Annotated in this window: 30 protein-coding genes; 26 read left to right on the forward strand and 4 right to left on the reverse strand. The window is 66.8% G+C overall.

The genetic code is table 11. The annotated features are described in order from the left end of the window. Window positions 1-32: 32 nt before the first annotated feature. The 3 genes from BZF61_RS10875 (at window position 33) to BZF61_RS10885 (ending at window position 6,970) form a co-directional block, all read left to right on the forward strand. The gene (locus BZF61_RS10875) at window positions 33-1,748 is read left to right on the forward strand and encodes a class I adenylate-forming enzyme family protein (RefSeq protein WP_086619210.1); all 1,716 of its coding nucleotides are present in this window, start codon (window positions 33-35) and stop codon (window positions 1,746-1,748) included. Beyond that, a complete protein-coding gene (locus BZF61_RS10880) occupies window positions 1,745-4,504 on the forward strand; it encodes a [protein-PII] uridylyltransferase (RefSeq protein ID WP_086619211.1) in 2,760 nt (919 codons plus the stop codon). The genes BZF61_RS10875 and BZF61_RS10880 overlap by 4 nt, the downstream gene beginning before the upstream one ends. Window positions 4,505-4,618: 114 nt before the next feature. Beyond that, on the forward strand, window positions 4,619-6,970 hold the full coding sequence (locus tag BZF61_RS10885; protein WP_086619213.1) for a TonB-dependent receptor: 2,352 nt from the start codon (window positions 4,619-4,621) through the stop codon (window positions 6,968-6,970). Window positions 6,971-7,126: 156 nt separating this feature from the next. On the opposite strand, the gene BZF61_RS10890 is transcribed toward BZF61_RS10885, so the two are convergent. Beyond that, window positions 7,127-7,789, reverse strand: a complete 663-nt coding sequence (locus BZF61_RS10890; RefSeq protein WP_086619215.1) for a YggS family pyridoxal phosphate-dependent enzyme — start codon at window positions 7,787-7,789, stop codon at window positions 7,127-7,129. Window positions 7,790-7,810: 21 nt separating this feature from the next. On the opposite strand from BZF61_RS10890, the gene BZF61_RS10895 reads away from it, so the two are divergent. Beyond that, window positions 7,811-8,353: a thiamine phosphate synthase gene (locus BZF61_RS10895; protein WP_086619217.1), complete on the forward strand. Its 543-nt coding sequence runs from the start codon at window positions 7,811-7,813 to the stop codon at window positions 8,351-8,353. A 403-nt stretch (window positions 8,354-8,756) separates the two neighbouring features. Here the strand turns inward: BZF61_RS10895 and BZF61_RS10900 are convergent, their stop codons facing one another. The 3 genes from BZF61_RS10900 to BZF61_RS16015 are packed head-to-tail and all read right to left on the reverse strand — an operon-like array spanning window position 8,757 to window position 10,217. Further along, complete coding sequence (locus tag BZF61_RS10900) at window positions 8,757-9,212, reverse strand: hypothetical protein (protein WP_086619218.1); 456 nt, start codon at window positions 9,210-9,212, stop codon at window positions 8,757-8,759. A gap of 5 nt (window positions 9,213-9,217) precedes the next feature. Next, window positions 9,218-9,535 carry a hypothetical protein gene (locus BZF61_RS10905; RefSeq protein WP_086619219.1) on the reverse strand — a complete coding sequence of 106 codons (318 nt, stop codon included), beginning with the start codon at window positions 9,533-9,535 and terminating at the stop codon, window positions 9,218-9,220. Window positions 9,536-9,560: 25 nt separating this feature from the next. Further along, complete coding sequence (locus BZF61_RS16015) at window positions 9,561-10,217, reverse strand: S24 family peptidase (protein WP_245804596.1); 657 nt, start codon at window positions 10,215-10,217, stop codon at window positions 9,561-9,563. An 86-nt stretch (window positions 10,218-10,303) separates the two neighbouring features. Between BZF61_RS16015 and BZF61_RS10915 the strand changes: the two genes are divergently transcribed. The 22 genes from BZF61_RS10915 to BZF61_RS11015 all read left to right on the forward strand — a co-directional run bounded on the left by BZF61_RS10915 (window position 10,304) and on the right by BZF61_RS11015 (window position 22,067). After that, window positions 10,304-10,552 (forward strand): transposase, encoded by a 249-nt coding sequence (locus tag BZF61_RS10915; RefSeq protein WP_086619221.1) that lies wholly within the window; start codon window positions 10,304-10,306, stop codon window positions 10,550-10,552. Next, the gene (locus BZF61_RS10920) at window positions 10,549-11,175 is read left to right on the forward strand and encodes a hypothetical protein (RefSeq protein WP_086619223.1); all 627 of its coding nucleotides are present in this window, start codon (window positions 10,549-10,551) and stop codon (window positions 11,173-11,175) included. The genes BZF61_RS10915 and BZF61_RS10920 overlap by 4 nt, the downstream gene beginning before the upstream one ends. After that, window positions 11,172-12,167: a hypothetical protein gene (locus BZF61_RS10925; RefSeq protein WP_143737016.1), complete on the forward strand. Its 996-nt coding sequence runs from the start codon at window positions 11,172-11,174 to the stop codon at window positions 12,165-12,167. Before BZF61_RS10920 ends, BZF61_RS10925 begins: the two co-directional genes overlap by 4 nt. Beyond that, the gene (locus tag BZF61_RS10930) at window positions 12,164-12,847 is read left to right on the forward strand and encodes a TRM11 family methyltransferase (protein ID WP_086619226.1); all 684 of its coding nucleotides are present in this window, start codon (window positions 12,164-12,166) and stop codon (window positions 12,845-12,847) included. The genes BZF61_RS10925 and BZF61_RS10930 overlap by 4 nt, the downstream gene beginning before the upstream one ends. 186 nt (window positions 12,848-13,033) lie before the next feature. Beyond that, complete coding sequence (locus tag BZF61_RS10935; RefSeq protein ID WP_086619227.1) at window positions 13,034-13,318, forward strand: LexA family protein; 285 nt, start codon at window positions 13,034-13,036, stop codon at window positions 13,316-13,318. Further along, window positions 13,315-13,596: a LexA family protein gene (locus tag BZF61_RS10940; protein WP_086619229.1), complete on the forward strand. Its 282-nt coding sequence runs from the start codon at window positions 13,315-13,317 to the stop codon at window positions 13,594-13,596. Before BZF61_RS10935 ends, BZF61_RS10940 begins: the two co-directional genes overlap by 4 nt. Next, a complete protein-coding gene (locus tag BZF61_RS10945; RefSeq protein WP_086619230.1) occupies window positions 13,593-14,021 on the forward strand; it encodes a hypothetical protein in 429 nt (142 codons plus the stop codon). Before BZF61_RS10940 ends, BZF61_RS10945 begins: the two co-directional genes overlap by 4 nt. After that, complete coding sequence (locus BZF61_RS10950; protein WP_086619232.1) at window positions 14,021-14,272, forward strand: hypothetical protein; 252 nt, start codon at window positions 14,021-14,023, stop codon at window positions 14,270-14,272. The genes BZF61_RS10945 and BZF61_RS10950 overlap by 1 nt, the downstream gene beginning before the upstream one ends. Window positions 14,273-14,275: 3 nt before the next feature. Further along, on the forward strand, window positions 14,276-14,551 hold the full coding sequence (locus tag BZF61_RS10955) for a hypothetical protein (protein WP_086619233.1): 276 nt from the start codon (window positions 14,276-14,278) through the stop codon (window positions 14,549-14,551). Beyond that, window positions 14,538-14,987 carry a hypothetical protein gene (locus BZF61_RS10960; protein ID WP_143737018.1) on the forward strand — a complete coding sequence of 150 codons (450 nt, stop codon included), beginning with the start codon at window positions 14,538-14,540 and terminating at the stop codon, window positions 14,985-14,987. Before BZF61_RS10955 ends, BZF61_RS10960 begins: the two co-directional genes overlap by 14 nt. A 7-nt stretch (window positions 14,988-14,994) precedes the next feature. Further along, a complete protein-coding gene (locus BZF61_RS10965; protein ID WP_086619236.1) occupies window positions 14,995-16,974 on the forward strand; it encodes a transposase domain-containing protein in 1,980 nt (659 codons plus the stop codon). A 26-nt stretch (window positions 16,975-17,000) separates the two neighbouring features. Continuing rightward, window positions 17,001-17,975: an AAA family ATPase gene (locus BZF61_RS10970; protein ID WP_086619238.1), complete on the forward strand. Its 975-nt coding sequence runs from the start codon at window positions 17,001-17,003 to the stop codon at window positions 17,973-17,975. Continuing rightward, window positions 17,972-18,130 carry a hypothetical protein gene (locus BZF61_RS15780; RefSeq protein ID WP_158094095.1) on the forward strand — a complete coding sequence of 53 codons (159 nt, stop codon included), beginning with the start codon at window positions 17,972-17,974 and terminating at the stop codon, window positions 18,128-18,130. The genes BZF61_RS10970 and BZF61_RS15780 overlap by 4 nt, the downstream gene beginning before the upstream one ends. Then, window positions 18,130-18,831 (forward strand): gp16 family protein, encoded by a 702-nt coding sequence (locus tag BZF61_RS10975; protein WP_086619240.1) that lies wholly within the window; start codon window positions 18,130-18,132, stop codon window positions 18,829-18,831. The genes BZF61_RS15780 and BZF61_RS10975 overlap by 1 nt, the downstream gene beginning before the upstream one ends. Beyond that, on the forward strand, window positions 18,828-19,049 hold the full coding sequence (locus BZF61_RS10980) for a hypothetical protein (RefSeq protein WP_086619241.1): 222 nt from the start codon (window positions 18,828-18,830) through the stop codon (window positions 19,047-19,049). Before BZF61_RS10975 ends, BZF61_RS10980 begins: the two co-directional genes overlap by 4 nt. After that, the gene (locus BZF61_RS10985) at window positions 19,046-19,447 is read left to right on the forward strand and encodes a hypothetical protein (RefSeq protein ID WP_086619242.1); all 402 of its coding nucleotides are present in this window, start codon (window positions 19,046-19,048) and stop codon (window positions 19,445-19,447) included. The genes BZF61_RS10980 and BZF61_RS10985 overlap by 4 nt, the downstream gene beginning before the upstream one ends. 72 nt (window positions 19,448-19,519) lie before the next feature. Further along, the gene (locus BZF61_RS10990; protein ID WP_086619244.1) at window positions 19,520-20,092 is read left to right on the forward strand and encodes a lysozyme; all 573 of its coding nucleotides are present in this window, start codon (window positions 19,520-19,522) and stop codon (window positions 20,090-20,092) included. Beyond that, a complete protein-coding gene (locus BZF61_RS10995) occupies window positions 20,092-20,709 on the forward strand; it encodes a hypothetical protein (RefSeq protein ID WP_086619245.1) in 618 nt (205 codons plus the stop codon). Before BZF61_RS10990 ends, BZF61_RS10995 begins: the two co-directional genes overlap by 1 nt. Next, window positions 20,709-20,921, forward strand: coding sequence for a TraR/DksA C4-type zinc finger protein (locus tag BZF61_RS11000; protein WP_086619247.1), 213 nt, complete (start codon window positions 20,709-20,711; stop codon window positions 20,919-20,921). The genes BZF61_RS10995 and BZF61_RS11000 overlap by 1 nt, the downstream gene beginning before the upstream one ends. Next, on the forward strand, window positions 20,918-21,349 hold the full coding sequence (locus tag BZF61_RS11005) for a hypothetical protein (RefSeq protein ID WP_086619248.1): 432 nt from the start codon (window positions 20,918-20,920) through the stop codon (window positions 21,347-21,349). The genes BZF61_RS11000 and BZF61_RS11005 overlap by 4 nt, the downstream gene beginning before the upstream one ends. Further along, the gene (locus tag BZF61_RS11010; protein ID WP_086619249.1) at window positions 21,346-21,762 is read left to right on the forward strand and encodes a hypothetical protein; all 417 of its coding nucleotides are present in this window, start codon (window positions 21,346-21,348) and stop codon (window positions 21,760-21,762) included. Before BZF61_RS11005 ends, BZF61_RS11010 begins: the two co-directional genes overlap by 4 nt. Then, entirely contained in the window at window positions 21,759-22,067 is a 309-nt protein-coding gene (locus tag BZF61_RS11015) for a VpaChn25_0724 family phage protein (protein WP_086619251.1), read from the forward strand. Before BZF61_RS11010 ends, BZF61_RS11015 begins: the two co-directional genes overlap by 4 nt. Window position 22,068: the final 1 nt, after the last annotated feature.

Here is a 22,068-nt window from a genome sequence, read left to right on the forward strand (position 1 = left end):
TCTTCCAGCAATGAGAGAGGAAAGGATACCGCATGCCCACCCAGCTGGACAATGCGCTTGATGCGATCATCACCGCGCTGACTGCCGAAGGACAGCCCTTTGCCACCGTGCCCTTCATCCGTGATGGTGTGGAAATGCCCGCCTTCGCCAGCGCTCCGCCGAGCCTTGCACATTACTTCGCGCATTTCTGCAACGAACACCGCGACGTGCCTTTCCTCGTCGATGGCGAGATCCGGCTGACCTTTTCCGAAACCTATGCCGCGGCGAGCTGCGTCGCGGAAAGCCTTGTCCACGATCACGGCATCACCAAGGGCGACCGCATCGGTATTGCCGCGCGCAATTCGGCCAACTGGATGATCGCCTATATGGGCATCCTGATGGCGGGCGGCTGCGCGACCTTGCTCAACGGCTTTTCCAGCGGAGAGGAACTGGCCTACGGGATCGACCTGGTCGAGGCGAAGCTGGTGCTGGCGGATGCCGAACGCGCAGCGCGGCTCGAAGGCCATGCCCATCCGGCCAAGGTGGTGCTGTTCGATCACGGCAGCGCGCCCTCGGCCGGGCTGGCCAATGTCTGGCGCCTGCCGCAGGGCACCAGCGCGGCGATGGCGATGCTGGGGCAGATCGGCCCCGACGACATCGCCACCATCCTCTACACCTCGGGTTCGACCGGCAAGTCCAAGGGCGCGTGGTCGGATCACCGCGGCGTCGTCCACGGGGTGATGAGCTATGTCGCCCAGAGCGCGATGGCCAAGGTCCATATCGAAAGCAGCGAAGGGCCGATCACCGATCAGCCCTGTGCGCTGGTCGCCGTGCCGTTGTTCCACGTGACCGGAGAAGTGCCGCTGTTCCTCCAGAGCTTCGCCATCGGGCGCAAGCTGGTGCTGATGCCCAAGTGGGACGCGGGCCTGGCGATCCGGCTGATGGCCGAGGAAGGCGTCACCTATTTCGTCGGCGTGCCGCTGATGAGCTACGAAATCGCCAATCACCCCGACCGCGAGAAATACGATCTGTCGAAGTGCAAGAGCTTCGCCGCGGGCGGGGCGCCGCGTCCGGTGGAGCACGTCACCCGCATCAAGGAAGCCTTCCCCGGCGGGTTCCCGCTGCTCGGCTATGGCCTGACCGAGACCAACGCGGTCGGCTGCGGCAATTTCAACGAGAACTATCTCGCCAAGCCCGGCTCGACGGGCCGCGCATCGAAACCGATCGTTGATCTCGCCATCCTCGACGATGCCGGCAATCGGCTGCCCAACGGCCAGGTGGGCGAGGTGTGCATCCGCTCGGTCGCCAATTTCCGCGGCTACTGGAAAAACGAGGAAGCGACCAAGGCCGCCTTCACCGCCGATGGCTATTTCCGCACCGGCGATCTCGGCTATCTTGACGCGGACGATTACCTGTTCATCGTCGACCGCAAGAAGGACATCATCATCCGCGGCGGCGAGAACATTTCTTGCATCGAGGTGGAAGACGCAATCTATGCCCATGACGACATCGGCGAATGTTCGGTGTTCGGGCTGCCCGACGCGCGTTTCGGCGAGGTGCCCGCGGCGGTTTACCGCATGAAGGAAGGCCGGCCCGCGATCACCCCGGGTGAGCTGCGCGCCTTCCTGCTCGGACGGATCGCGCCGTTCAAGGTGCCGCTCGAACACCAGATTTGGATCACCGAGGAAGCTCTGCCGCGGCTCGGCACGCAGAAGATCGACAAGCGCACCGTCAAGGCGCGCTATGCTGGCGAGAACCTGGCGGCGTGAGCCTCCGGCGCATCCCCGGACAGCGCGCGATCATCAACCGGCGCGCGCTGGTCGAGGAGATCGCCGAGCTGCACGCGGCGCACGGGTCCGCTGCGCGCGCCACGATCGTCAAGGCGCTGCGCGGCGCGATGAATGCCGGCCGGGCCGAACTGGTGCGGCGACTGGCCGATGCGCCCTCGGCCGGTCACGATGTGACGGGGGGCTATTCCTTCCTCACCGACCAGCTGCTGCGGGTGATTCACGATCATGTGACCACCCACATCTATCCGGTGCCCAATCGGACTCAGGCCGAGCGGCTCGCGATCCTTGCGGTCGGCGGTTACGGGCGGGCCGAGATGGCGCCGCATTCGGATGTCGACATCGCCTTCATCACCCCGATGCGGCGCTCGCCGTGGTGCGAGCAGGTGATCGAGGCGATGCTCTACATCCTATGGGACCTCGGCCTCAAGGTCGGCCATTCGAGCCGCACCGTTTCCGACGCCATGCGCATGGCCAAGGAGGATCTTACGATCCGCACCGCGCTGCTCGAAAGCCGGCTGGTTTGGGGCGACCAGCAGCTCTACGAAGAGCTGCGCCAGCGCTTCTGGAGCGAAGTCGCCAAGGGCTCGGAACGTCAGTTCCTGACCCAGAAGCTCGCCGAGCGCGATGCCCGGCACAAGCGCATGGGCGACAGCCGCTACGTGGTCGAACCCAATATCAAGGACGGCAAGGGGGGATTGCGCGACCTGCAGACGCTGTACTGGATCGGCAAATATGTGCACCGTGTCCAGAACGCCGCCGAGCTGGTTGATGTCGGACTGCTCACTGCCGGTGAATACCGCAGCTTTCGCCGTGCCGAGGGTTTTCTGCTGGCGGTGCGCTGCCACATGCACAACATCACCGACCGCGCCGAGGACCGGCTCACCTTCGATCTCCAGCGGCAGGTGGCCGAGCGAATGCATTTCGCCGATCGCCCAGGCAAGAGCGCGGTCGAGCGGTTCATGCAGTATTACTTTCTGCAGGCCAAGCGCGTCGGCAGTCTGACCGGCGTCTTCCTCGCTCACCTCGACGAGGAATTCGCGAAGAAGCGCACCCGCAGCGGGTTCTTTGCCGGCTGGACCCAACGCCCGCGGGCGTTCAAGGGCTACATGGTCGATGGCGGCCGCATGCGGGCACCGGGCGATGACTGGTTCCGGGCCGATCCGGTGCGGCTGATCGAGGTGTTCCGGCTGGCCGAGTCCGAAGGGCTGGAGGTGCACCCTGAAACCATGCGCCAGGTCGGCCGCGATGCGAAGCTGATCGATGCGGGCGTGCGCCGCGACAAGCGCGCCAATGCGCTGTTCCTCGAACTGCTTACCGGCCGCAAGGATCCGGAAACGGCGCTGCGCTGGATGAACGAGGCGGGCGTGTTCGGCCGCTTCGTGCCGGACTTCGGCCGGGTCAACGCGCAGATGCAGTTCGACATGTATCACCACTACACGGTCGACGAGCACACCATCCGCGCGATCGGCCTGCTCAGCCAGATCGAGCGTGGACTGCTTGCCGCCGATCACCCGCGCGCCACCCGCGAGATCGGGCGGGTCGCCTCGCGCCGCGCGCTCTATGTCGCGGTGCTGCTGCATGATATCGCCAAGGGACGCGGGGGCGACCATTCGGTGCTGGGCGCGGAGGTGGCACACCGCCTGTGCCCGCGCTTCGGGCTTGACGAGAAGGAGACCGATCTGGTCGCCTGGCTGGTGCTGCATCACCTGCTGATGAGCCGCACCGCCCAAAAGCGCGATCTCACCGATCCCAAGACGATCGAGGATTTCGTCGCCGAGGTGCAGAGCCTCGAACGCCTGCGCAATCTCGCGATCCTGACCGCCGTCGATATCCGCGCGGTCGGGCCGGGCACATGGAACAGCTGGAAGGGCCAGCTGCTGGGCGAACTTTACGACGCCGCGCAGGAGCGCCTGCGGCTCGGCCACAAGGGGACGGGCCGCAAGCAGCGCGTGGCAGCCAAGAAGGACGTGGTGGCGCGGCTCTTGGGCGAACGCGCGGCTCTGGTCGATACGGCCGGGGCGCTCCTGGGCGATGCCTACTGGATCGCCGAGCCGGAAGACATCATCGCCAGCAACCTGCTGCAATATGACGCGGCGCTGGCGGCGGGCGAGCCGCTCTCGATCCAGTGTGAGCCCGACAAGGTGCGCGGTGCGACCCGCGTCAGTGTCATTGCGGTCGATCATCCCGGGCTGTTCTACCGCATGGCCGGCGGGATCCACCTCGCCGGCGGCAACATCATCGACGCGCGCATCCACACCGCCAAATCGGGCTATGCCTTCGACAATTTCCTGGTGCAGGACCAGCACGGTCAGCCGATGGGCGAGGAGGCGCAGATCGCCCGCATCCACAGGGGCATCCGCGATGCCTTGTTGGCCAAGGTCGAACTCGTGCCCAAGCTTGCCGCGCGCCCGCTCGCCCATTCGCGTGCCAAGGCTTTCGATGTCGCCCCGCGCGTCGGGTTCGACAATGATGCGTCAAACCACTTCACCGTGATCGAGGTCACCGCACGCGATCGTCCGGCGCTGCTTAACCGGCTGGCGCACGCGCTCTACAAGGCCAACCTGATCGTCCATTCGGCCCACATCACCGCCTATGGTGAGGCGGCGGCGGACACGTTCTACGTCACCGATCTTACCGGGGCGAAGGTCAAGGCACCCGAACGGCTCGCGGAGATCGAGGCTGCGCTGCTCGCGGCGGCGAGCGATCACCGGCAGCAACAGCTCGAAAAGGCATGATTACAACGTTTTGAATCCAAGAACCTTTGCATGCTCGACTTACCCCGGTCGGCAGGTTGCAATTGCGTGACGTCTTGCTATTGCGGCCGCCCTCAACTCAGGGAGAGCCATAAGATGACCACCAAAACCCTCGCGTCGAGCCCCCTCTGGCTCGGCAAGATCGCGCTGCTGCTCGGTACCGCCGCGCTGACCCCGTTCGCGGCCGCGGCCCAGGACAGCGAAACCCCCGCCACTGAAGAGCGCACCAGCACACTCGACGCGATCAACGAGATCCTCGTCACCGGCACCAAGAAAAAGGATGCCGAGAACGTCCAGGACATCCCGCTCGCCGTGACCGCGTTCAATTCCGGCACACTCGAGGCCTTCAAGATCCGCGATATCCAGGGCCTTTCCTTCCAGGCGCCGACGGTCAGTCTCGACCAGGTCGGCACCAGCCGCGGCACTGCCAACTTCACCATCCGCGGCCTCGGCATCAACTCGTCGATCCCCTCGATCGACCCGACCGTCGGCGTCTTCGTCGATGGCGTCTATCTCGGCATCAACGCCGGCGTGGTGTTCGACCTGTTCGACCTTGAAAGCGTCGAAATCCTGCGCGGCCCGCAGGGCGTGCTGTTCGGTCGCAACGTGACCGGCGGCGCGGTGGTGATCAACACCGGCAAGCCGACCGAAGACTTCCGCGGCAAGTTCCGCGCGGCGGTCGATGGCCCGGCGCTCGATGGCGGTCGCGGCGGCCCCAACTACACCGTCAGCGGTGTTATCAGCGGCCCGATCGTCGAGGACGTGCTGCTGTTCAAGGTCGGCGCCTATTACAACAAGGACGAAGGCTATTTCCGCAACCTTGCCTCGCTGACCAACCCCAACATTCCGGAAAACCACGGCAAGGCGGAAACCAAGATCCTGCGCGGTGCGCTCGAAGCGCGGCTCGGCGGTCTGACCCTGCTCGGCAAGCTCGACTATTTCGAGAGCGACGGCGACGGCCCGTCGGCCCAGAACCGCGCCTTCTTTGATCGCAACAGCTTCGACTTCGCGATCGACGAACCGGGCTTTTACGCCAACGAGATCTGGACCGGCTCGCTCACCGCGACGCTCGATATCGGCCCCGGCACGCTCACCAACGTGTTCGGCTACCGCGATTACAGCGCCAGGACCCGCGGCGACATCGATGCCACTCCGCGGTTCCTGTTCCACTCGGGCACGCAGACCCAGCAGGACCAGATCTCGAACGAACTGCGCTATGCGATGTCGTTCGACCGGCTCGATCTCACCCTCGGCGGGTTCTACTTCCAGCAGGACCTCGCCTATGACGAAAGCCGCGAACTGCGCCGTGACCTGCCGCCGGCCCTCCAGCCCCCAGTATTCTACGGTGGCGGGCGCCAGGATCACGAGGTGATCGGCCTTTTCGCCAGCGCCCAGTGGGAATTCATCGACAATCTCTCGCTGATTGCCGGGATCCGCTGGAATCAGGAAACCAAGGACGCGGCGGTGACCTACATCACGCCGCGGGCGGCCTGTTCGGTTGTTGCCGGCACCTGCCCGACCGGCACCCAGCCGTTCAACCCGGCGACCGAGACCAACGGCTTCACCGACCGCGTGCGGTTCAGGAACCTCTCGCCCAAACTCGGCCTGCAGTACGAATTCGCCAACAGCCAGGTCTATGGCCACTGGAGCCGCGGCTTCCGTTCGGGCGGCTACAACTTCCGCATCACCAACGTGCCGGTATTCAACCGCGCCTTCCTCGCCACCGGCTCGCTCGGGTTTGATGAAGAGAAGGTCGACAATTACGAAATCGGCGGCAAGTTCCAGACTATGGACGGCGCCTTCACGCTCAATGCCGCGGCCTACATCACCAAGATCGGCAACATGCAGCGCGAAGTGAACCTCGCCGATCCGGGCGCGGGGGTGGTGCAGAACATCCTCAACACCGCCGATGCGACGATCACCGGCTTCGAAGCCGAAGCGCGGATGCGGGTGTCGGACAGCCTCGCCTTCACCGCCAATATCGGGATCGTCGATGCCGAGTATGACCGGGTGCTGTTCGACATCTCCGGCGATGGCCTGATCACCGATGCCGATCTGGCGCTGAGCCTGCCGCGCGTTCCCCCGATCACGGTGGGTGCGGGCCTGATCCACGAGCTGGATCTGGGCAGCAGCAACATCCTCACGCGGATCAACTACCAGTACCGTGACGAGGCAGCCTATACCGATGACAACCTCGGCTGGCTGAACGCGCTGTCGAACCTCGAAGCCAACATCACCTGGAACACCCCGATCCAAGGCCTGTCGCTGTCGCTCTACGGCCGCAACCTGCTCGACGAGGTCCAGGAAGGCGGCGACACGCAGGTTCCGTTCGGCGGCCCCAACTCGACCGGGGTGCGTCGTCCCTTCGCCCCGAATCCGACCGCTGGCACCTTCTCGCCGCTAATGCGCGGCCGCAACGTCGGCATCGAGGCGATGTTTGAATTTTGAAGTTTTTAGGCGATCGCCCCTCCTGGCGATCGTCCTCGCTAGTCGCGCAGCAAAGCTGCGCCCGCTGCGGGCGGCCGGTCGGCCTTGCGGTCGCTTCGCGACCGGTGCTCGTGACGAATGAAAGGGGGGCGCTCCGGGAACGGAGCGCCCTATTTCTTACCCGCGCGCCCCGAACAGCGCGGTGCCGACCCGCACGTGGGTCGCCCCGAGCATCACGGCCGTCTGATAATCGCCGCTCATGCCCATGCTGAGGCCGGAAAGGCCGTGATCGGCGGCGAGCTTGGCCAGCAGCGCGAAGAAGGGTGCGGGTTCGGTGTCGGCCGGGGGGATGCACATCAGCCCGGCTACGGGCACGTCGGCGGCGCGCACCTGTTCGAGAAAGGCGGGCAGACCGGCAATCGGACACCCGCCCTTCTGCGGCTCGTTGCCGATATTGACCTGCACGAAGCACGGCACCTGCCGCCCGGCCTCGTCCATCGCCTTGGTGAGCGCGGCGAGCAGGCTCGGCCGGTCGAGCGAATGGATGCAGTCGAACAGCGCCACGGCCTCACGGGCCTTGTTCGATTGCAGCTGGCCGATCAGGTGTAGCTCGATTTCGGGATGGGCCGCCTTGAGCGCGGGCCATTTGCCCTGTGCCTCCTGCACCCGGTTCTCCCCGAAAACGCGCTGGCCTGCATCGATCAGCGGTTGGATCGCCTCGGGGCCGTGGGTCTTGCTGACCGCGATCAGCGTTATATCTTCCGGCGCGCGGCGGGCGGGCTTGCACACGCGGGCGATGTTGGCGTGCACTTCGGCAAGGCGGGCTGCTGCATTGTCCATGCCGCGCGCTATAGAGAGGCGGTGACGCAGATAAAGACCCTTCCCGGCCTGTGGCTGATCTCCGATGCGCGCAATGACGCCGGGCTCGAGCGCGCGCTCGCCCGCCTGCCGCGCGGTTCCGGCTTCATCTATCGCCACTACCACCTGCCCGATGCCGAGCGGTTCCGCCGGTTCCGACAGCTTGACCGCATCGCACGGGCACGGGGACACAGGGTGATTCTCGCCGGCGGTGCCCAGACTGCCCGAAAATGGGGGGCCGACGGGATCTATGGCGCGCCGCGGAGCCTCTGTCCGCGCCGGGCTGGGCTACTCCACTTGGCGACCGCGCACAGCCTCGCCGAACTGGGCCTGGCGGCCCGGCTGGGGGCGGATGCCGCATTGCTTTCGCCGGTGTTCCCGACCCGCACCCATCCCGGCGGCAGGGTGCTGGGCCCGGTGCAGTTCCGGCTGCTGGCGCGGCAATCGCGGCTGCCTGTCATCGCGCTCGGCGGGATGACGGCGCCCCGGGCGCGGCGGCTCGGCTGGCGCTGCTGGGCGGCGATCGACGGGTTGAGCGAGTGTTAGATGACAAGACCTTCTGGAGTGGCGGTGAGCGGGATTTTTCGGGATTGCGCGGGGATATCCGGGGAAAAAGCCACGGTTTTCTGCGGGGTTCCGAGGAGGGTCATCAAAAATTGGCGGTCGGTTCCTGTGTCAAGAGTCAGGGGCCATTTAGACGATAGATTGCCAAGACCGGCTGGAGTGGCGTGATCTGATGGATCGGCCTTCTGAAGCGCGGAATTCTGCCGTTTATGGCCCCATAACGGGCCGCTGAAGAGCCCCTGAGAGGTAACCCAAGCGCCTCCGAACTAGGACACAACTTGGACAACAGCCGGTGGGTGTATAGATCAGACGAAAACGCGAGGAAATCGAACGTATTAGGGCTGAAATAGCCTCTTACTTACATTCGTGAAAGTGGGCGCGAATTTCAGCCTAGATCGAACTCCCAGGTCCAGTTGCAGGGGCACCATTCTTGCCCGCAATCAGGCAACGGCAAGGACCACTTGCCGGCCAGCGGGACTATCGACTGGTCCAGCTGGCGCGCTGCGTCGCAATGCCGACCCGCGCTCGCCCAGAATCTCACCCCGGAAACGCCCTCAGGGTTCTGGCGATCAAACTCCTCGCGGAGCAGATTGAACTCGGCTCTAAGCGAGGTTGCCTTCTGGGCGTGGCGGGGATCGGAGAGCCCCTTCTCGCTGAGCAGCGGCCGGATCTCGGCTTCACGGAACATCGTCGAGGAGAGGCCCTTTGGCCACTGTTCGCGGTACATGGCCAGCAGCTGGTCGAGCGCGTCGATCCTGTAGTATCCGAGAGCCTCGTTAGCCTCGCGCAGGTGGTGCTCGAAGCGCTCTGGCATCGGCCCATGTATGACCAGACTTGCCATCGGTGTCAGCCCGGTTTCCGCCGAATGTCATCGATGATAACAAGGCCCCCTTGCTGAACCGAGCGCGCCTTCTCGTCGCCGCAACGCTCGTAGATTGCAGTGAGCTGCATCTGTTGCAGGCGCAGGCTCATGTCCTGCATCTCCTTCTGCTTTTCGCGATCGAACTCCACGCCAACGGCACCTGCCAGAGCGCCTGAATAGACGTTTGAGGTATAGCCATCGATAGTGCGGAGGTAATCGCTTTCGAGGCTTCGGCAAACCCACCACTGATTGCCGAAATAGGCTCCAACGCCGATTGCCAGTGCGCCGACGATGCCTGCCATGATGAGGGCTGGGCGTGCCGCCAATTCAGATCCTCCTCACCACGGCGATGACGCGGCCAAAAACGTGCAGCTCGCCATCGTGCGCCACCTCGGGCGGGACGGCTGGGTTGTCGCTCAATATCTTGATGCTGCCGTCGGGCATTGGTCGCAGGCGTTTGACCATTCCGGTCTGCCCGAAGGCGATGGCCCAGTAGAGATCGCCGAACTTTGAGCCTTCGGCGGAGCGATCGATCAGGATCACATCACCATCGCCGATGGTCGGCTCCATCGAGTTGCCCAGGCCTTTGGCCCAATAGAGCTGTTCGGGCGGGCTGCGGGTGATCGAGCGGAGCCAATCACGCGGGAACAGCAGGGTGTCTGCCTGGTGTTCGAGTATCTCGCTGTCCATGAAGGCCGGGCCGAGGCCGAAATTGAGGTCGATGGAGGCGATCTCGACCATATCGGGTTCGACGCGGCTGACGAGCGCGGCCGCACCGGCCCGGGTCCAGCCTGGGAACTTGGGGAAGGCTGCACGGAGCTTCTCGATCGTGCGCTGGCTGAGGCGAGTGTCCGCTGAACCATTTGCAGGGCGTTGCAGAGTGGAAGGGGCTATCCCGGCCTTCCGCGCGATCGCGGCCAGATCCGTGCCAGCGTAATTTTTCAGCGCAAGCACCAGCTCGCGATCCTGTTCGAGCCCCTCCATACCAGTCAGGTAGCAAAGGGGGGGCTGCAAATATAACTGCATTTCTGCACTTGCGCGGCTGAAAAAATGCGGTTACTGCAAACGACATGGACCAGCAATCGACCATCCGGGACATCGAGCGGCGCGCGAAAGCGGCCCGCGTGCCCATCGCGCAGCTCTGCCGCAGGGCAGGAGTGCACCCGACCACGTTCTTCAGATGGCGGCGGGGTCCGAAGAACCCTGACCCCGTTGGGGCCAATTTCCATTCTATCGAGGCGCTTTATCGCGAGCTCGACAAGATCGAGGCGGAGGATGCCAAGCGGCTGGCGGGCCGCGGGAAGGCGGTGGCGGCATGAACAACTGGCCTTGGCCTGTCGACAAGTTTGTCGGCAAAGACGGATCGATGCGGTTTGGCAATCGCCGCTTCTGGTCGAAGGACAGCGCAAAGTTCGCTGGCCAGTGTGTTTCGGTGCGCCTGCCCAAGGAAGCCGACCAGATGGTGACCTTCTGGATCGGCGATGAAGAGAAGGCGCGCAAATATGTCGCGCATCTGACCGCTGACACAGACTTTGTGGTGCCGAGCTACGCCGCCAGGATGATGGCCGAAGCGCGCGCCGAGGGCGAGGCGCGGGCTGCATCAATCGTTCGCTTGCAGGCCGAGCTGCTGATGCAGCTGCTGGACGATCTTGTTGAGGACCGCCGCGCTGGCGCGCTCGCCCGCGTCTTTGGCCAGGCGATGCGCCAGATCGAGCTGGTCAAACAGCGCTTCGGAAAGGGCGGGATCGGTGCGGATCAGGGCCGCGCCGATGGCGATCTGGAACGCGCCGAGCGCGTCGAGGCGCGCCTGCGTCTGGCGCAGCGCATCTTTGAGGTCGGCAAGTTCGGTATCGATGCTCAAGGCGGGTCTCCTGCTGTTGATGCCGGAGAGGCTAGCGAGGCCGAAGCGGGCGCGCATCGTCTAAGTGGAGGTGCGCAATGAACGCTCGCCCGCTATTGACGAGCGCCCAGCTGCTCGAGCTTGACCCGAACGACATCTTCATCCCCGCGCGGATCGGTTTCCTGCACGAGGACAAGGCGGCTGCGCTTGGCCGGCTGATGGCCGTGGATGGCCAGCGCGATCCGATCAAGGTGACGCGGGTCTTCCCGAGCAAGAGCATCGAGAAGTGCAAGGCGGAGGGCAATCGCCCCTGGCGGCTTGTGACCGGGATGCATCGGCTGACCGGTGCCCTGATGGAGGGCATCACGGTCTTCGCGATCGAGGTCAAGGGCAAGCCCGAGGACCTCGCCGACCTGGAGGCCTCGGAGAACCTGCACCGCCGCCCGCTGGGGCCGATCGAGCGGGCGAAGTTCACCGCCGCGCTGGTGACCGCCGCGCAGGAGCGCATCGCCCGCGCGCATGGCGATCTCGACCAATACCAGCGCGGCGCGAAGGCGCGCTGGGACCGTGTGAAGCACTTCGAAGAGACCGCTGAGGCGGCTCTCAGGGATGAGACCGAGGATGCTTGTGCAAAGATTGCACAAGCATACAGCTGGGAGGAATCGGTCGGCGAAGCGCTCGGGATGTCGCGGCGCACGATCCACAATGATCTGGCGCTCTATCGCCTTGTGATCGAGCCCTTTCCCGATCTCGTCGAGCAGCTCGCCAAGCATCCGGTGGTGGGGGAGAACGGCGCGCAGCTGAAGGCGCTGACCCAGCTCAAGGATGAGAGGGTACGCCGCAAGGTGATCGAGGCGCTGATCGCCGATCCCGAGATTGGCGTTGAGGATGCCAAGATCGCGGCAGGGGTCGGTGGCCCAGTGCCGCTGGCGGCGCCGGTGGCGCACCAGAAGCATTACGACGCGATCACGGGCGCTTGGTCGCGCCTCAGCCTCGAGCAGAAGCGCCAGTTCGTGCCGAAGCTCGTCTCGATGCTCACGCCCGAGATGAAGCGCGTCCTGCGCGACCGGCTCAATGAGGAGCTGGGCGAGTGAGGGGTGAAATTTCCTCGGGCCGGCATTCAAAGCGCCATCCGCTCGACTGGTATGTCGACGAGTTCTGGTGCGCCGAGCAGCTGGCTCTCGTGCTGGATGATCTGGCGCTGGAGCAGGCCGAGGGACTTGCGATCTGGGATCCGTGCTGCGGCATGGGCAACACCCTGCTCGCCGCGCACGACCGGAACTTCCTCACCTACGGATCGGACCTCGTCGAGAACGTCGCCTACCAGAACTTCGGCGGCGGCGCGCCGATGATCTTCACACCGGGCGACTTCCTCGAGACCAAGGCCGCACCCGCGCCCTGCAGCCTGATCTTCAATCCGCCCTATTCCTACCGGAAGGGCATCCTAGAGGCCTTCGTGCGGCACGCGCTTGTGCTCACGTCGCGGCGGGTTTGTATCCTCGTGCCGAGCAAGTGGCTTGCCGGGAAGGTGCGCTTCCAGTTGTTCACTGACCACCCGCCGCAGGCGGTGCTGCACCTGTGCCAGCGCCCCTCGATGCCGCCGGGCGACCTGATCGCCGCGATGGGCAAGCGCGCCTTCCGTGGCGGCATGGTCGATTACTGCTGGATCGTCTGGGACGTGAAGCGCCCGACTGCGCCCGGCCAGACGCGCACGATCTGGCTGCCGCCGCTCTCCCGAAATTCCGAAATCCTGTCGCTTGAGGAGGTGCTGTGATGCCCGGCGAACCAGATGACCGCGCCAGCCTGACCGAGATCATGCTCGGCATCGCCATTGCCCTGATCATCGCGCCCGGCGTGATCTGGTAGGCGCTGACCTTGTGGGAGCTGCTGACATGAGCCGCAGCCAACAGCGCCGGGTGCTCAGAGAGCAACTGCGCCGCCCCGGTCGGAGGGCAGCGCGATGATCGGTTTGACCCAGCGCCAGCAGGACGTGCTGCGCTTTATCATCGGCTTCCAGCAGGCGCATGGCGGCGTCTCGCCGAGTTTCAATGAGATCGGCGCTGGCCTTGGGTTCTCGAGCACTGCCACAGTCGCGCGCCACCTGGACGAGATCGAGCGCAGAGGTGCGCTGCGGCGACTGCCCAGGAGGCAACGTGCGATCGAGGTTCTGGCGCAGGTGCCGATCCCGCGCGCGCCCGATGGCGAGCCGCTGTTCTTCGTTCGCGCGGGAGGGCCGCTGTCATGATCGGCCTCACGCCCCGCCAGCAGGACGCGCTGCGCTTCATCGTCGGGTACGAGGAAAGTATCGGCGTACCTCCGCTGATGAAGGAAATCGCCGAGGGCATTGGCTGCCGCAGCCTGAATGCGGCGTTCCAGCTGGTCGAAGGACTGGAGAGGCGCGGCGCTGTCCTGCGATCCGGTGCGCAGTGGCGCGGGATCAACGTGCTGCGCCCGATTCCCATCCCGCGCGCGCCCGATGGCGAGCCGCTGTTCTTCGTCCGCATCGGGGAGGCGGCGGCATGACATCCTACAGCCCCACCAACGAATGGAACGAGCTCGAAGCCGCGATGCGCTCGGAGGTCGAGCTGGCGCGGATCATGCGCGAAGGCGCAGACAAGGTCACCGCGCGCGAGCTCGAGTTGACGCGGCGCGATGCGCTGCGGGCGATGGTCACCGGCCTGCCCGATCCGCGCGATGTCGCCCGAACGCTGGAAACGGCTGATCCCGAGGCTGCCGAGGTGCTCAAGCAGGCATGGATCAGCAGCAAGCAGCCCTACGCGGGCGCGTGGCGGGTGGCCGACTGCGAGCACACTGCGGTGCTGCGCGCGATGGGGCTGGTCGGCTGGATCGGCAAGGAGCGCGGGATGGGATGCGCGGTTGGCAGCTTCGGGCTGCTGGTGCGCAAGGTGATGCTCTTCGACTTCGACAGCCAGCAAGGAGAGGTGTGATGCCGCGTTTTGCCAGCCATGCCGAATACTGCCGCCACCATCGCAAGGTGATGGAGCTGGCGCTGGAACTGGGCGTCACCCCGATCGAGGCAGAGGCGCGGATGAAGGCGGTCGAGATGCGCGAGCAGCACCGCGCGAAGATGGCCCGGCGCGGGCTGCGTTCGGCGCTGCCGCCGATCCCGCTGATCCCCGAGCAACCCGCCGCGCCGCGCTTCGACGATTTCGATACGCGCTGGATGATGAGGGACTGAGCCATGGCTGAGCCCTTTCTCACCCGCCATGCAATCCAGCGTTATCGCGAGCGGGTGGCCGATTTGCCGGCCGCCGAAATCTGGCGCGCGCTCGACGTTCCGGCGGTGCGGGTCGCCATCGAATTCGGGGCGCGGTTCGTGCGCCTCGCAGGAGGGCAGCGGGTGGTGCTGGAGGAAAACCGCATCGTCACGATCCTGCCGCGTGATCACTGCCGCGGCTCGCTTTCCCGGCGGCTTGACCGGCGCTTGGGCGATGGAGAGGCCGATGCCCAAGGCTAAAGCCCATCCCAACCAGCTGCCCTTCGACTTCGCGCCGCCTGCGCCCGCCAAGGGCGTGGCCGAGCTGGCGGGACTGGAGCGGCAGGTGTGCGAACTGGTCGGCACCGTGCTCGCCAGCGATCCGCGCAGCCGGGAGGAGATCGCGGGCGCGATGTCAGCCGTGCTCAACGACACCGTCAGCAAGGCGATGCTCGATGCCTATGCCAGCGGCGCGCGGCCCGATCACAAGGTGCCAGCTTCCCGCCTGTTCGCGCTGCTGGTGGTGACCGACCGGCAGGACCTGCTCGATCCGATCATGCGAAAGATCGGTGCCGCCCTGCTGGTGGGCGAAGAGGTCAAGACCGCGCGGCTCGGCCAGATCGAGACCCTGATCAACCAGCTCAGGGAGGAGCAGCGCCGCCTGCGCAACGAAGCAACCCCTATCCGCGATAGGTGAGCAATAAATGGCCAGTAGAGCCCAATCACTGATCCCGCTGGAAGACGATGCGTGGTTCACCGCGGCCGAGCTTGAGGCGCTGGGCCTGCCCGGTCTGCCCGGTGACAAGCGCTCGATCAACCGCCGCGCGCAGGCCGAGCGCTGGGCCACGCGCGTGGGTGCCGATAATCGCCTTCTGGTGCGCAAGCGCTGCGGTCGCGGCGGCGGGGTGGAATTCCACGTCAGCCTGCTGCCCGGCGAGGCGCGGATCGCGCTGGCGCGGCGCGGCCTGATCCGCACCCGTCCGACCGCCGCTGGCATCGCGCAGGAATCGGCCTGGGCGTGGTTTGACCGGCAGAGCGCCAAGGTGAAGGCCGAAGCGCAGCGCCGACTCGACATCGTCAATGCGATCGCGCTGCTGTGCGAGGCGGGATCGACCCGCAGCTCGGCTGTTGCCACCGCGTCCGACCAGTTCGGCGTCGGCCGGTCGACGTTGTGGAACTGGTTGCGCGCGGTCGAGGGCATCGGGCGGGCCGACTGGCTGGTGGCGCTCGCCCCGCGCCGCCAGGGCGGCGGGGCCGAGGCGGAAATCCACCCCGATCTGTGGCAGGCCTTCATCAGCGACTATCTGCGCGCCAGCGCACCCACGCTCACCAGCTGCTACTACCGCGTCGCCCGGATGGCCGAGGCGCGCGGCCTCTCAATGGCGTCTGAGCGCACCTTCAGGCGGCGCGTGGAGCGGGAATATCCCGCCGCCGTGCTGACCCTGAAGCGCGAAGGCGAGGAGGCGCTGCGCCGCTCGATTCCCGCCCAGCGCCGCAGCGTGAAGGAGCTGCGCGCGCTCGAGTGGGTCAACATCGACGGGCACAAGTTCGATGTCTTCGTGAAGACCGCCGACGGGCGGGTGATCCGCCCCATCATGCTGGCCATCCAGGACATTTTTAGCCGAAAGATCCTCGCCTGGCGGCTGGGCGGCGAGGAAAGCGCGATCCAGACCCGGCTCGCCTTCGCTGACCTGTTCAGGAACTTCGGCATCCCGGCCAACTGCGTGCTCGATAACGGCCGTGCCTTTGCCTCGAAGTGGATCACCGGCGGGGCGAAGAGCCGCTTCCGCTTCAAGATCAGGCCCGAGGAGCCGACCGGGTTGCTCACCGCCCTCGGTGTGCGCATTCACTGGGCGCTGCCGTTCCGGGGCCAGTCCAAGCCGATCGAACGGGCCTTCCGCGATCTGTGCGACTGCATCGCCAAGCATCCGGCCTGCGAGGGCGCCTACACCGGCAACAGCACCACCGCGAAGCCCGAAAACTACGGCAGCAAGGCGGTTGAATGGGATCGCTTCGTCGCCCTGGTCGACCAGGAAATCGCCGCCCACAACGCCCGCCCGCGCCGCCGCACCCAGACCGCGAACGGTCGCAGCTTCGACGAGGTGTTCTTCGAAAGCTACGCTGCCAGCACCATCGGCAAGGCCACCCCCGAGCAGCTGCGGATGGCGCTGCTCGCCGCCGATCAGAAGCTGATCAACCGCCAGACCGGCGAGATCGAGCTACACGGCAACCGCTACTGGCACCCAGAGCTTTCGAGCCGCCGGGGCGAGCGGGTGACGGTGCGCTTTGATCCCGACAACCTGCATTCCGAGGTCCACGTCTACGATCTGGAAGGCCGCTACATCACCGCTGCCGATCTGATCGCCGACACCGGCTTCACCGATGCCGCCGGCGCGCGCGAAACAGCCAAGCGTCTCGCCGCCTACAAGAAGCAGGTCAAGGCGATGGCCGAGGCCGAGGAGCTGATCTCGGCCGAGCAGCTCGCCGAGCTGCAGGCCGGTGTCGCGCCCCCGCCAGCCCTGCGCGCCGGTGCGGTCCGCCCGGTGCGCCCCTCGGGCAAGGCGGTGGGCCTGCCGCGCGCCGCGCGCGCCGCTGACAACCCCGGCCCCGCCGAGCCGACTCCGCTGAGCGCGCTCGAACGGATGCGCCTCGGCCGCGCGAAGATCGCGGCAGCCAACAACTGAGCCAGGAACAAGGAGAGCAAGGGATCATGATCAACGTCAAGGACATCCCGGTCGATGTCGAGGAGATGCGGCTGTGGCTCAACGGCTACCGCGAGCTGAGCGATCCGCCGATGCCGTGGAGCCAGGTCGCGCAGCAATCGGGGATCCCGGTCGGCACCATCACCACCTTCGCCGCGGGCACCTACGGCGCGAAGGACGGCGGCAGCAATGTCGCGCGCCGGGTGTGGCAGTTCCGCCAGATGGTCGAGGCGCAGTCGATGCGCCAAGCGAAGCTGCCGGCCGACCCGGGCTATTTCGACACGCGCACCAGCCAGAAGATCCTCTACCTGCTCGAAGTCGCGCACTCGGGCCGGATCACCGTGGTCGGCACCGGGCCGGGCACGGGCAAGACCATGACGATCGACGAATACGCCGGCCGCGCAGGGCCGGTCTGGAAGGCGACGATGAAGCCCTCGAGCAGCAGCCTGCTGTCGATGATCCAGGCGGTGCTCAAGGCCCTCGGCGTGGAGCAGCGCCGCCTGTCGACCGCCGATGCCTCGGCCGTCGTCGTCCAGCGGGTGACGGGGCGCAAGGGCCTGCTGGTGATCGACGAGGCCAACTGGCTCAGCCTCGAGGCGATCGAGGAGCTGCGCTTCTGGCACGACACCACCGGGGTCGGGATCTGCCTGCTCGGCAACGAGGAGCTGGTCCAGTCGATCAAGACCGGGCGGCGGCGCGACCAGCTCGCCCGCCTGATGAGCCGCCTCGCCCACATGCACGAGCAGCGCACGCCCGAGCGCGAGGACGTGGTCGCCTTCTGCGATGCCTGGGGGATCGAGCAGCCCGACATCCGCCGCTACCTCGAAAGCATCGCGCTCACGCCCGACAGCGGGGGTCTGCGCGAATGCAAGCAGCTGATCGAAGCGGCGACGATGCTGGCGGTGGCCGAGGATCGCGGCCTCTCGATCGCCGACCTGCGCGACGCCCAGAGCGAACGCGCCACGCGCTGGATCCGCGCGTGACCCGCCTCCTCGCCCTCTACCGCCACACCGCGCGCGCGCTCGATGCCGCCTGCGGCCCCGGCACCGCCCGATCGGAGGCGATCGGGATGGTGATCACCCTCGGCCTCGCCGCGATCCTCGCGATCGGGCTGGCCGCCATCACTGGAGAATCCTGATGGGACTTGCGCTCCACGCCAATGCCGCGCCCGCCACTTTCGACCGGTCGGCCACCCGCCGGCGGGCGATGCTGGCCAAGGTTCATCTCGCCAAGAAGCAGCTGATGCTCGACGAGGACGACTATCGCCAGATCCTGCTCGAGGAGACCGGCCGACCGAGCGCTGCCGATTGCACCGAGGCCGAACTGGAGCGGGCGCTGCGCCGCTTCGAGGCGCTCGGCTTCAAGCCTCTGCCCAAGAGCGGGACGAGCCGCCCCGCGCAGCACCCGGTCGCCCGCAAGGCGCGCGCGCTGTGGATCAGTCTCTACCACCTCGGCGCGGTGCGCAGCCCGGACGAGAAGGCGCTCGAGGCCTTCGCCAGGCGCCAGCTCGGCTGCGAGCGGCTTGTCTGGGCCAACCAGTCGCAGGGCTACCGTCTGATCGAGGCGCTCAAGGCGATGGCCGAGCGGCATGGCTGGTCGCAGACCGATGCCAACGGCAACGCTTGGACAGTGCTGAAGCTCAAGGAGCGGCTGTGCGAGGCGATCGTCGCCAAGCTGAAGCGCGCCGGCGAAATCCCCGACAGCTGGACGCTGAACGACGCCGCCTTCCGGCTGTGCGGGATCGAGCTCGGGGTCGGCGGGCCGGTGACGGCTGAAGGCTACGACACGATCGCTCACGCCCTGGGCCGGAAGCTGCGCGCAGCGGGAGGGGGAAAATGAACGCCCGCGCCACCTTCCTGCGCCCCGCGCCGCAGCTCTACTGGCCCGGCGAGACCAACCGCTGCCCCTGCTGCGGAGGCAGGGCCTGGCATGTCGGCCGCATCACCGCCGAGTGCGCCGCCTGCGATGCCGCCCTGCCGCTGGCCCACGCACCACAGGCCGGGGAAGCGGTCTGGGAGAGCCCCGAGCCGGCCGGGCGGGGCACCGAGACCCAGTGACCATCCGCGCCGATCCTCTCCCCCAGGTGCTCGCCGATATCGCCCGGATCGCGGGCGAGGAGGCAGCGCGCCGGGTGGCGGGGGCGGTCGGCGGCACCCGCGTTTACATCCCGCCGCACCCCGGCCCCGATCACTGGCTCAGCCAGCTCGTCGGGCAGGAAGCGGCAAGGCGGATCGGCGAGCACTTCACCGCCGGGCTGGCGGGCGCGCGGGTCGATATCCCGCTCGGCGAGACGGGATTCATCGCCAGCCAGCAGGCCCGCATCGACGCGATGATCATGGCCGGGCGGTCTGATCGTGACATCGCTCTCGCTTGCCGATACACCGAGCGGGGCGTCCGCAAACGCCGCGCGCGGTTGAAAGCGATGCGCGATTCGCGGCAGGGCAGGCTCTTCTAGCCGCTCCGGCCCGGCTAGGCCGGAACGCGTTCCGGGGCGCAGCGCACACCGATTTCCCCCATCCAGCGGGGCATGACCAGCGCGCATCTCACCGAACGGATCCTGCTCGAGATCGCCGAGCACGAAGGCCTCGTGCTCGAGGCCTATCTCGACAGCGTCGGCGTGTGGACCTGGGGGTTTGGGGTGACGGACAAGAGCGGGCACCTGGTCGGTCGCTATCGCGGCCGCCGTTCCACCGTCTTGCGCGCTATCGAAGTCTATGAATGGCTGCTGCGCACCCGCTATTTGCCGCAGGTGCTGGCCGCATTCCGCGGCCGCGAACTGACCGAGGCCCAGTTGGGCGCGGCGCTGAGCTTCCACTGGAACACCGGGGCGATCGGGCAGGCCGACTGGGTGCAGTCCTTCCTGTTCGGCCGGCGCGCGCGCGCCTGGAGCGAGTTCCTGAACTGGTCGCGCCCGCGCGAAATCATCGCCCGCCGCAAGGCCGAGCGCGATCTGTTCTTCGACGGGCGCTGGTCCGGCGATGGCGTGGTGGTGATGTACGAGCGTGTGCGACCGAACGGCACGATCGACTGGAAGAGCGCCCGCGCTATCGACATTCGCGACGAAATTCGCGCCGTGCTCGCCAAGGCGGGCGAAGCCTGATGTGGCTCGGGCTGAAATTGTTCGCCGCGGGTGCGTTTGAGTGGCTGGTGAGGGGCCTCTCAGCGGCCGGCAAGTGGCTCGCCAGCGACTGGCGCAACCTCGCCGTCGCAATCGTCTTTCCGGCCCTGCTGTGGTCGCAGCTGGTCACAGTCCCCGGCCTGCGCGCCGATCTGGCCGAGGCCGAGGCCGGCCTCGCCGCCGAGCAGGCTGCGCATCTCGGCACCGTCAACGCTTTCCTCGCTGCCGCGAAGCAGGCCCAAGCCGAGGCCGAGGCCAATGCCCGGCGGGTCGCCCGCGAACAGGAGACCATCACCGATGCGATCACCTCTGATTACCGCAGCGCTCTGGCTGGCCTGCGCGCTCGCTTTGACCGCCTGCGGGCGCGTAACGCCGCCCCAAGCGATCCCCGCCACGCCGACGCAGCTGGTCTGCCCGGCCTTCCCGATTCCGCCGGCCGAGCTGATGCGCCCGCCGGTGAAGACCGATTTCCTGCCGGCGGAGCCCTTGGCCTCGACGACGCGCTGATCGCATCCGAGCAGGCGCTCCAGCTGCAGGCGCTGATCGACTGGGTGAAAGCGCAGTCCGCCGTCCGCTTCGTGCCGGAGGAGCCGCGGTGATGGATATCGGCGAGCGCGGGCTGGAGCGGGCCGAGGCCTGGGAGCGCCTGTCGAAGGAGGCGGCGCTGGCGCGCTTGCGCGGCGCGCTGGCCCTGCCGGGCGCGGCCTGGTGCATCGAATGCGGCGAGCCGATCGATCCGGCGCGCCGCCAGGCGATGCCTTCGGCGCGGCGCTGCATCACCTGCCAGAGCCGGCGGGAGACGCGCCGATGACCGAGCCGCTCTCGCTCTCCAAGTTTCTCGCGCTGTGGGTGCCCTCGCTCGCGCTTACGGCGGTGGCGCCCGATGCGCGCCTGCCGCTGGGCGAGCGCTTCCTTGTCGATCTGTGGGGCCTGCCGGTGCCGATCGTCACCTGCATCCTCGGGGCGATCGGCGTGATCGCGGCGCGGCCCTTCACCCGGCGCAGCGAGGCCGCGCTCGGCCTGCCGCTTCGCCTCTTGGTGAGCGCGATCATGCTGATCGTGGTCGAGCTGTGGATCATCGAGAGCCGCCCGGGCTGGCTGTTCGCCTTCGTGGTGGCGGTGGGCCTCGGCTTTTCGGGCTATTCGCTGCTCGAGCTGTTCGGCCAGCAGATCAAGGATTTCATCAGCCGCGTCTTCACCGGCGCGAGCGGCACGATCAAGGGACCAGGCAAAGAATGACCAGCGGCGATTTTCTCGAGCTTGCGATCATCGTGTTCATCCTCTTCGGGATCGCGATCGCCGCCTGGCGCGGCGGGGCGCACAACCCGGTGGGCACCGGGGGGCTCGAGCGCAAGTTCGCCGCGTTCGACAACAAGCTCTCCGGGGTCGAGGCCAAGGTCGGCGAGATCGAGCAGCGCCTCGGCAAGTTCGAGGACGCGGTGGCGAGCGTCGCCGAAATCAGGCGGATGGAAAAGGCGATCGAGCGCCTCGCCAAGGCCCTGCCCGATCTCGAAGGCCGGCTGCGCGCCCAGGCCGAGCGGCAGAGCGAACACGCCGCCATGAGCGCGGCGACCGCGGCCAAGGTCGATCACATCGATCGCAATCTCACCCTGATCATGTCGGTGGTGGTGCCCAAGGGGATGGAGCGATGAGCCTTGCTGCCGAACTGGCCGTGCAGATCGCGCGCGAGGCGCGCCTGGCGATGCTGCGCGCCCTGGCCGATCAGGCCGATGGCCGGCTTTCCGATCTGCTCTTGAAGCGCACGCTCGACATCTACGGCTATCGCCGCAGCCGCGAGTGGATCCGCACCCAGATGCGCGCGCTTGCCGAGCTTGGCGCTGTCAGCCTGATCGAGAGCGGCGAGGTGCTGTTTGCCCGGCTCGAGACCCCGGGGCGCGAGCACCTCGAGGAACGCCGGGTGATCGATGGGATCATGCGCCCGGCCGAGGCGCGCTGAG

The sequence above is a fragment of the Erythrobacter tepidarius genome (genome assembly GCF_002155695.1).
Classification (GTDB): domain Bacteria; phylum Pseudomonadota; class Alphaproteobacteria; order Sphingomonadales; family Sphingomonadaceae; genus Erythrobacter; species Erythrobacter tepidarius.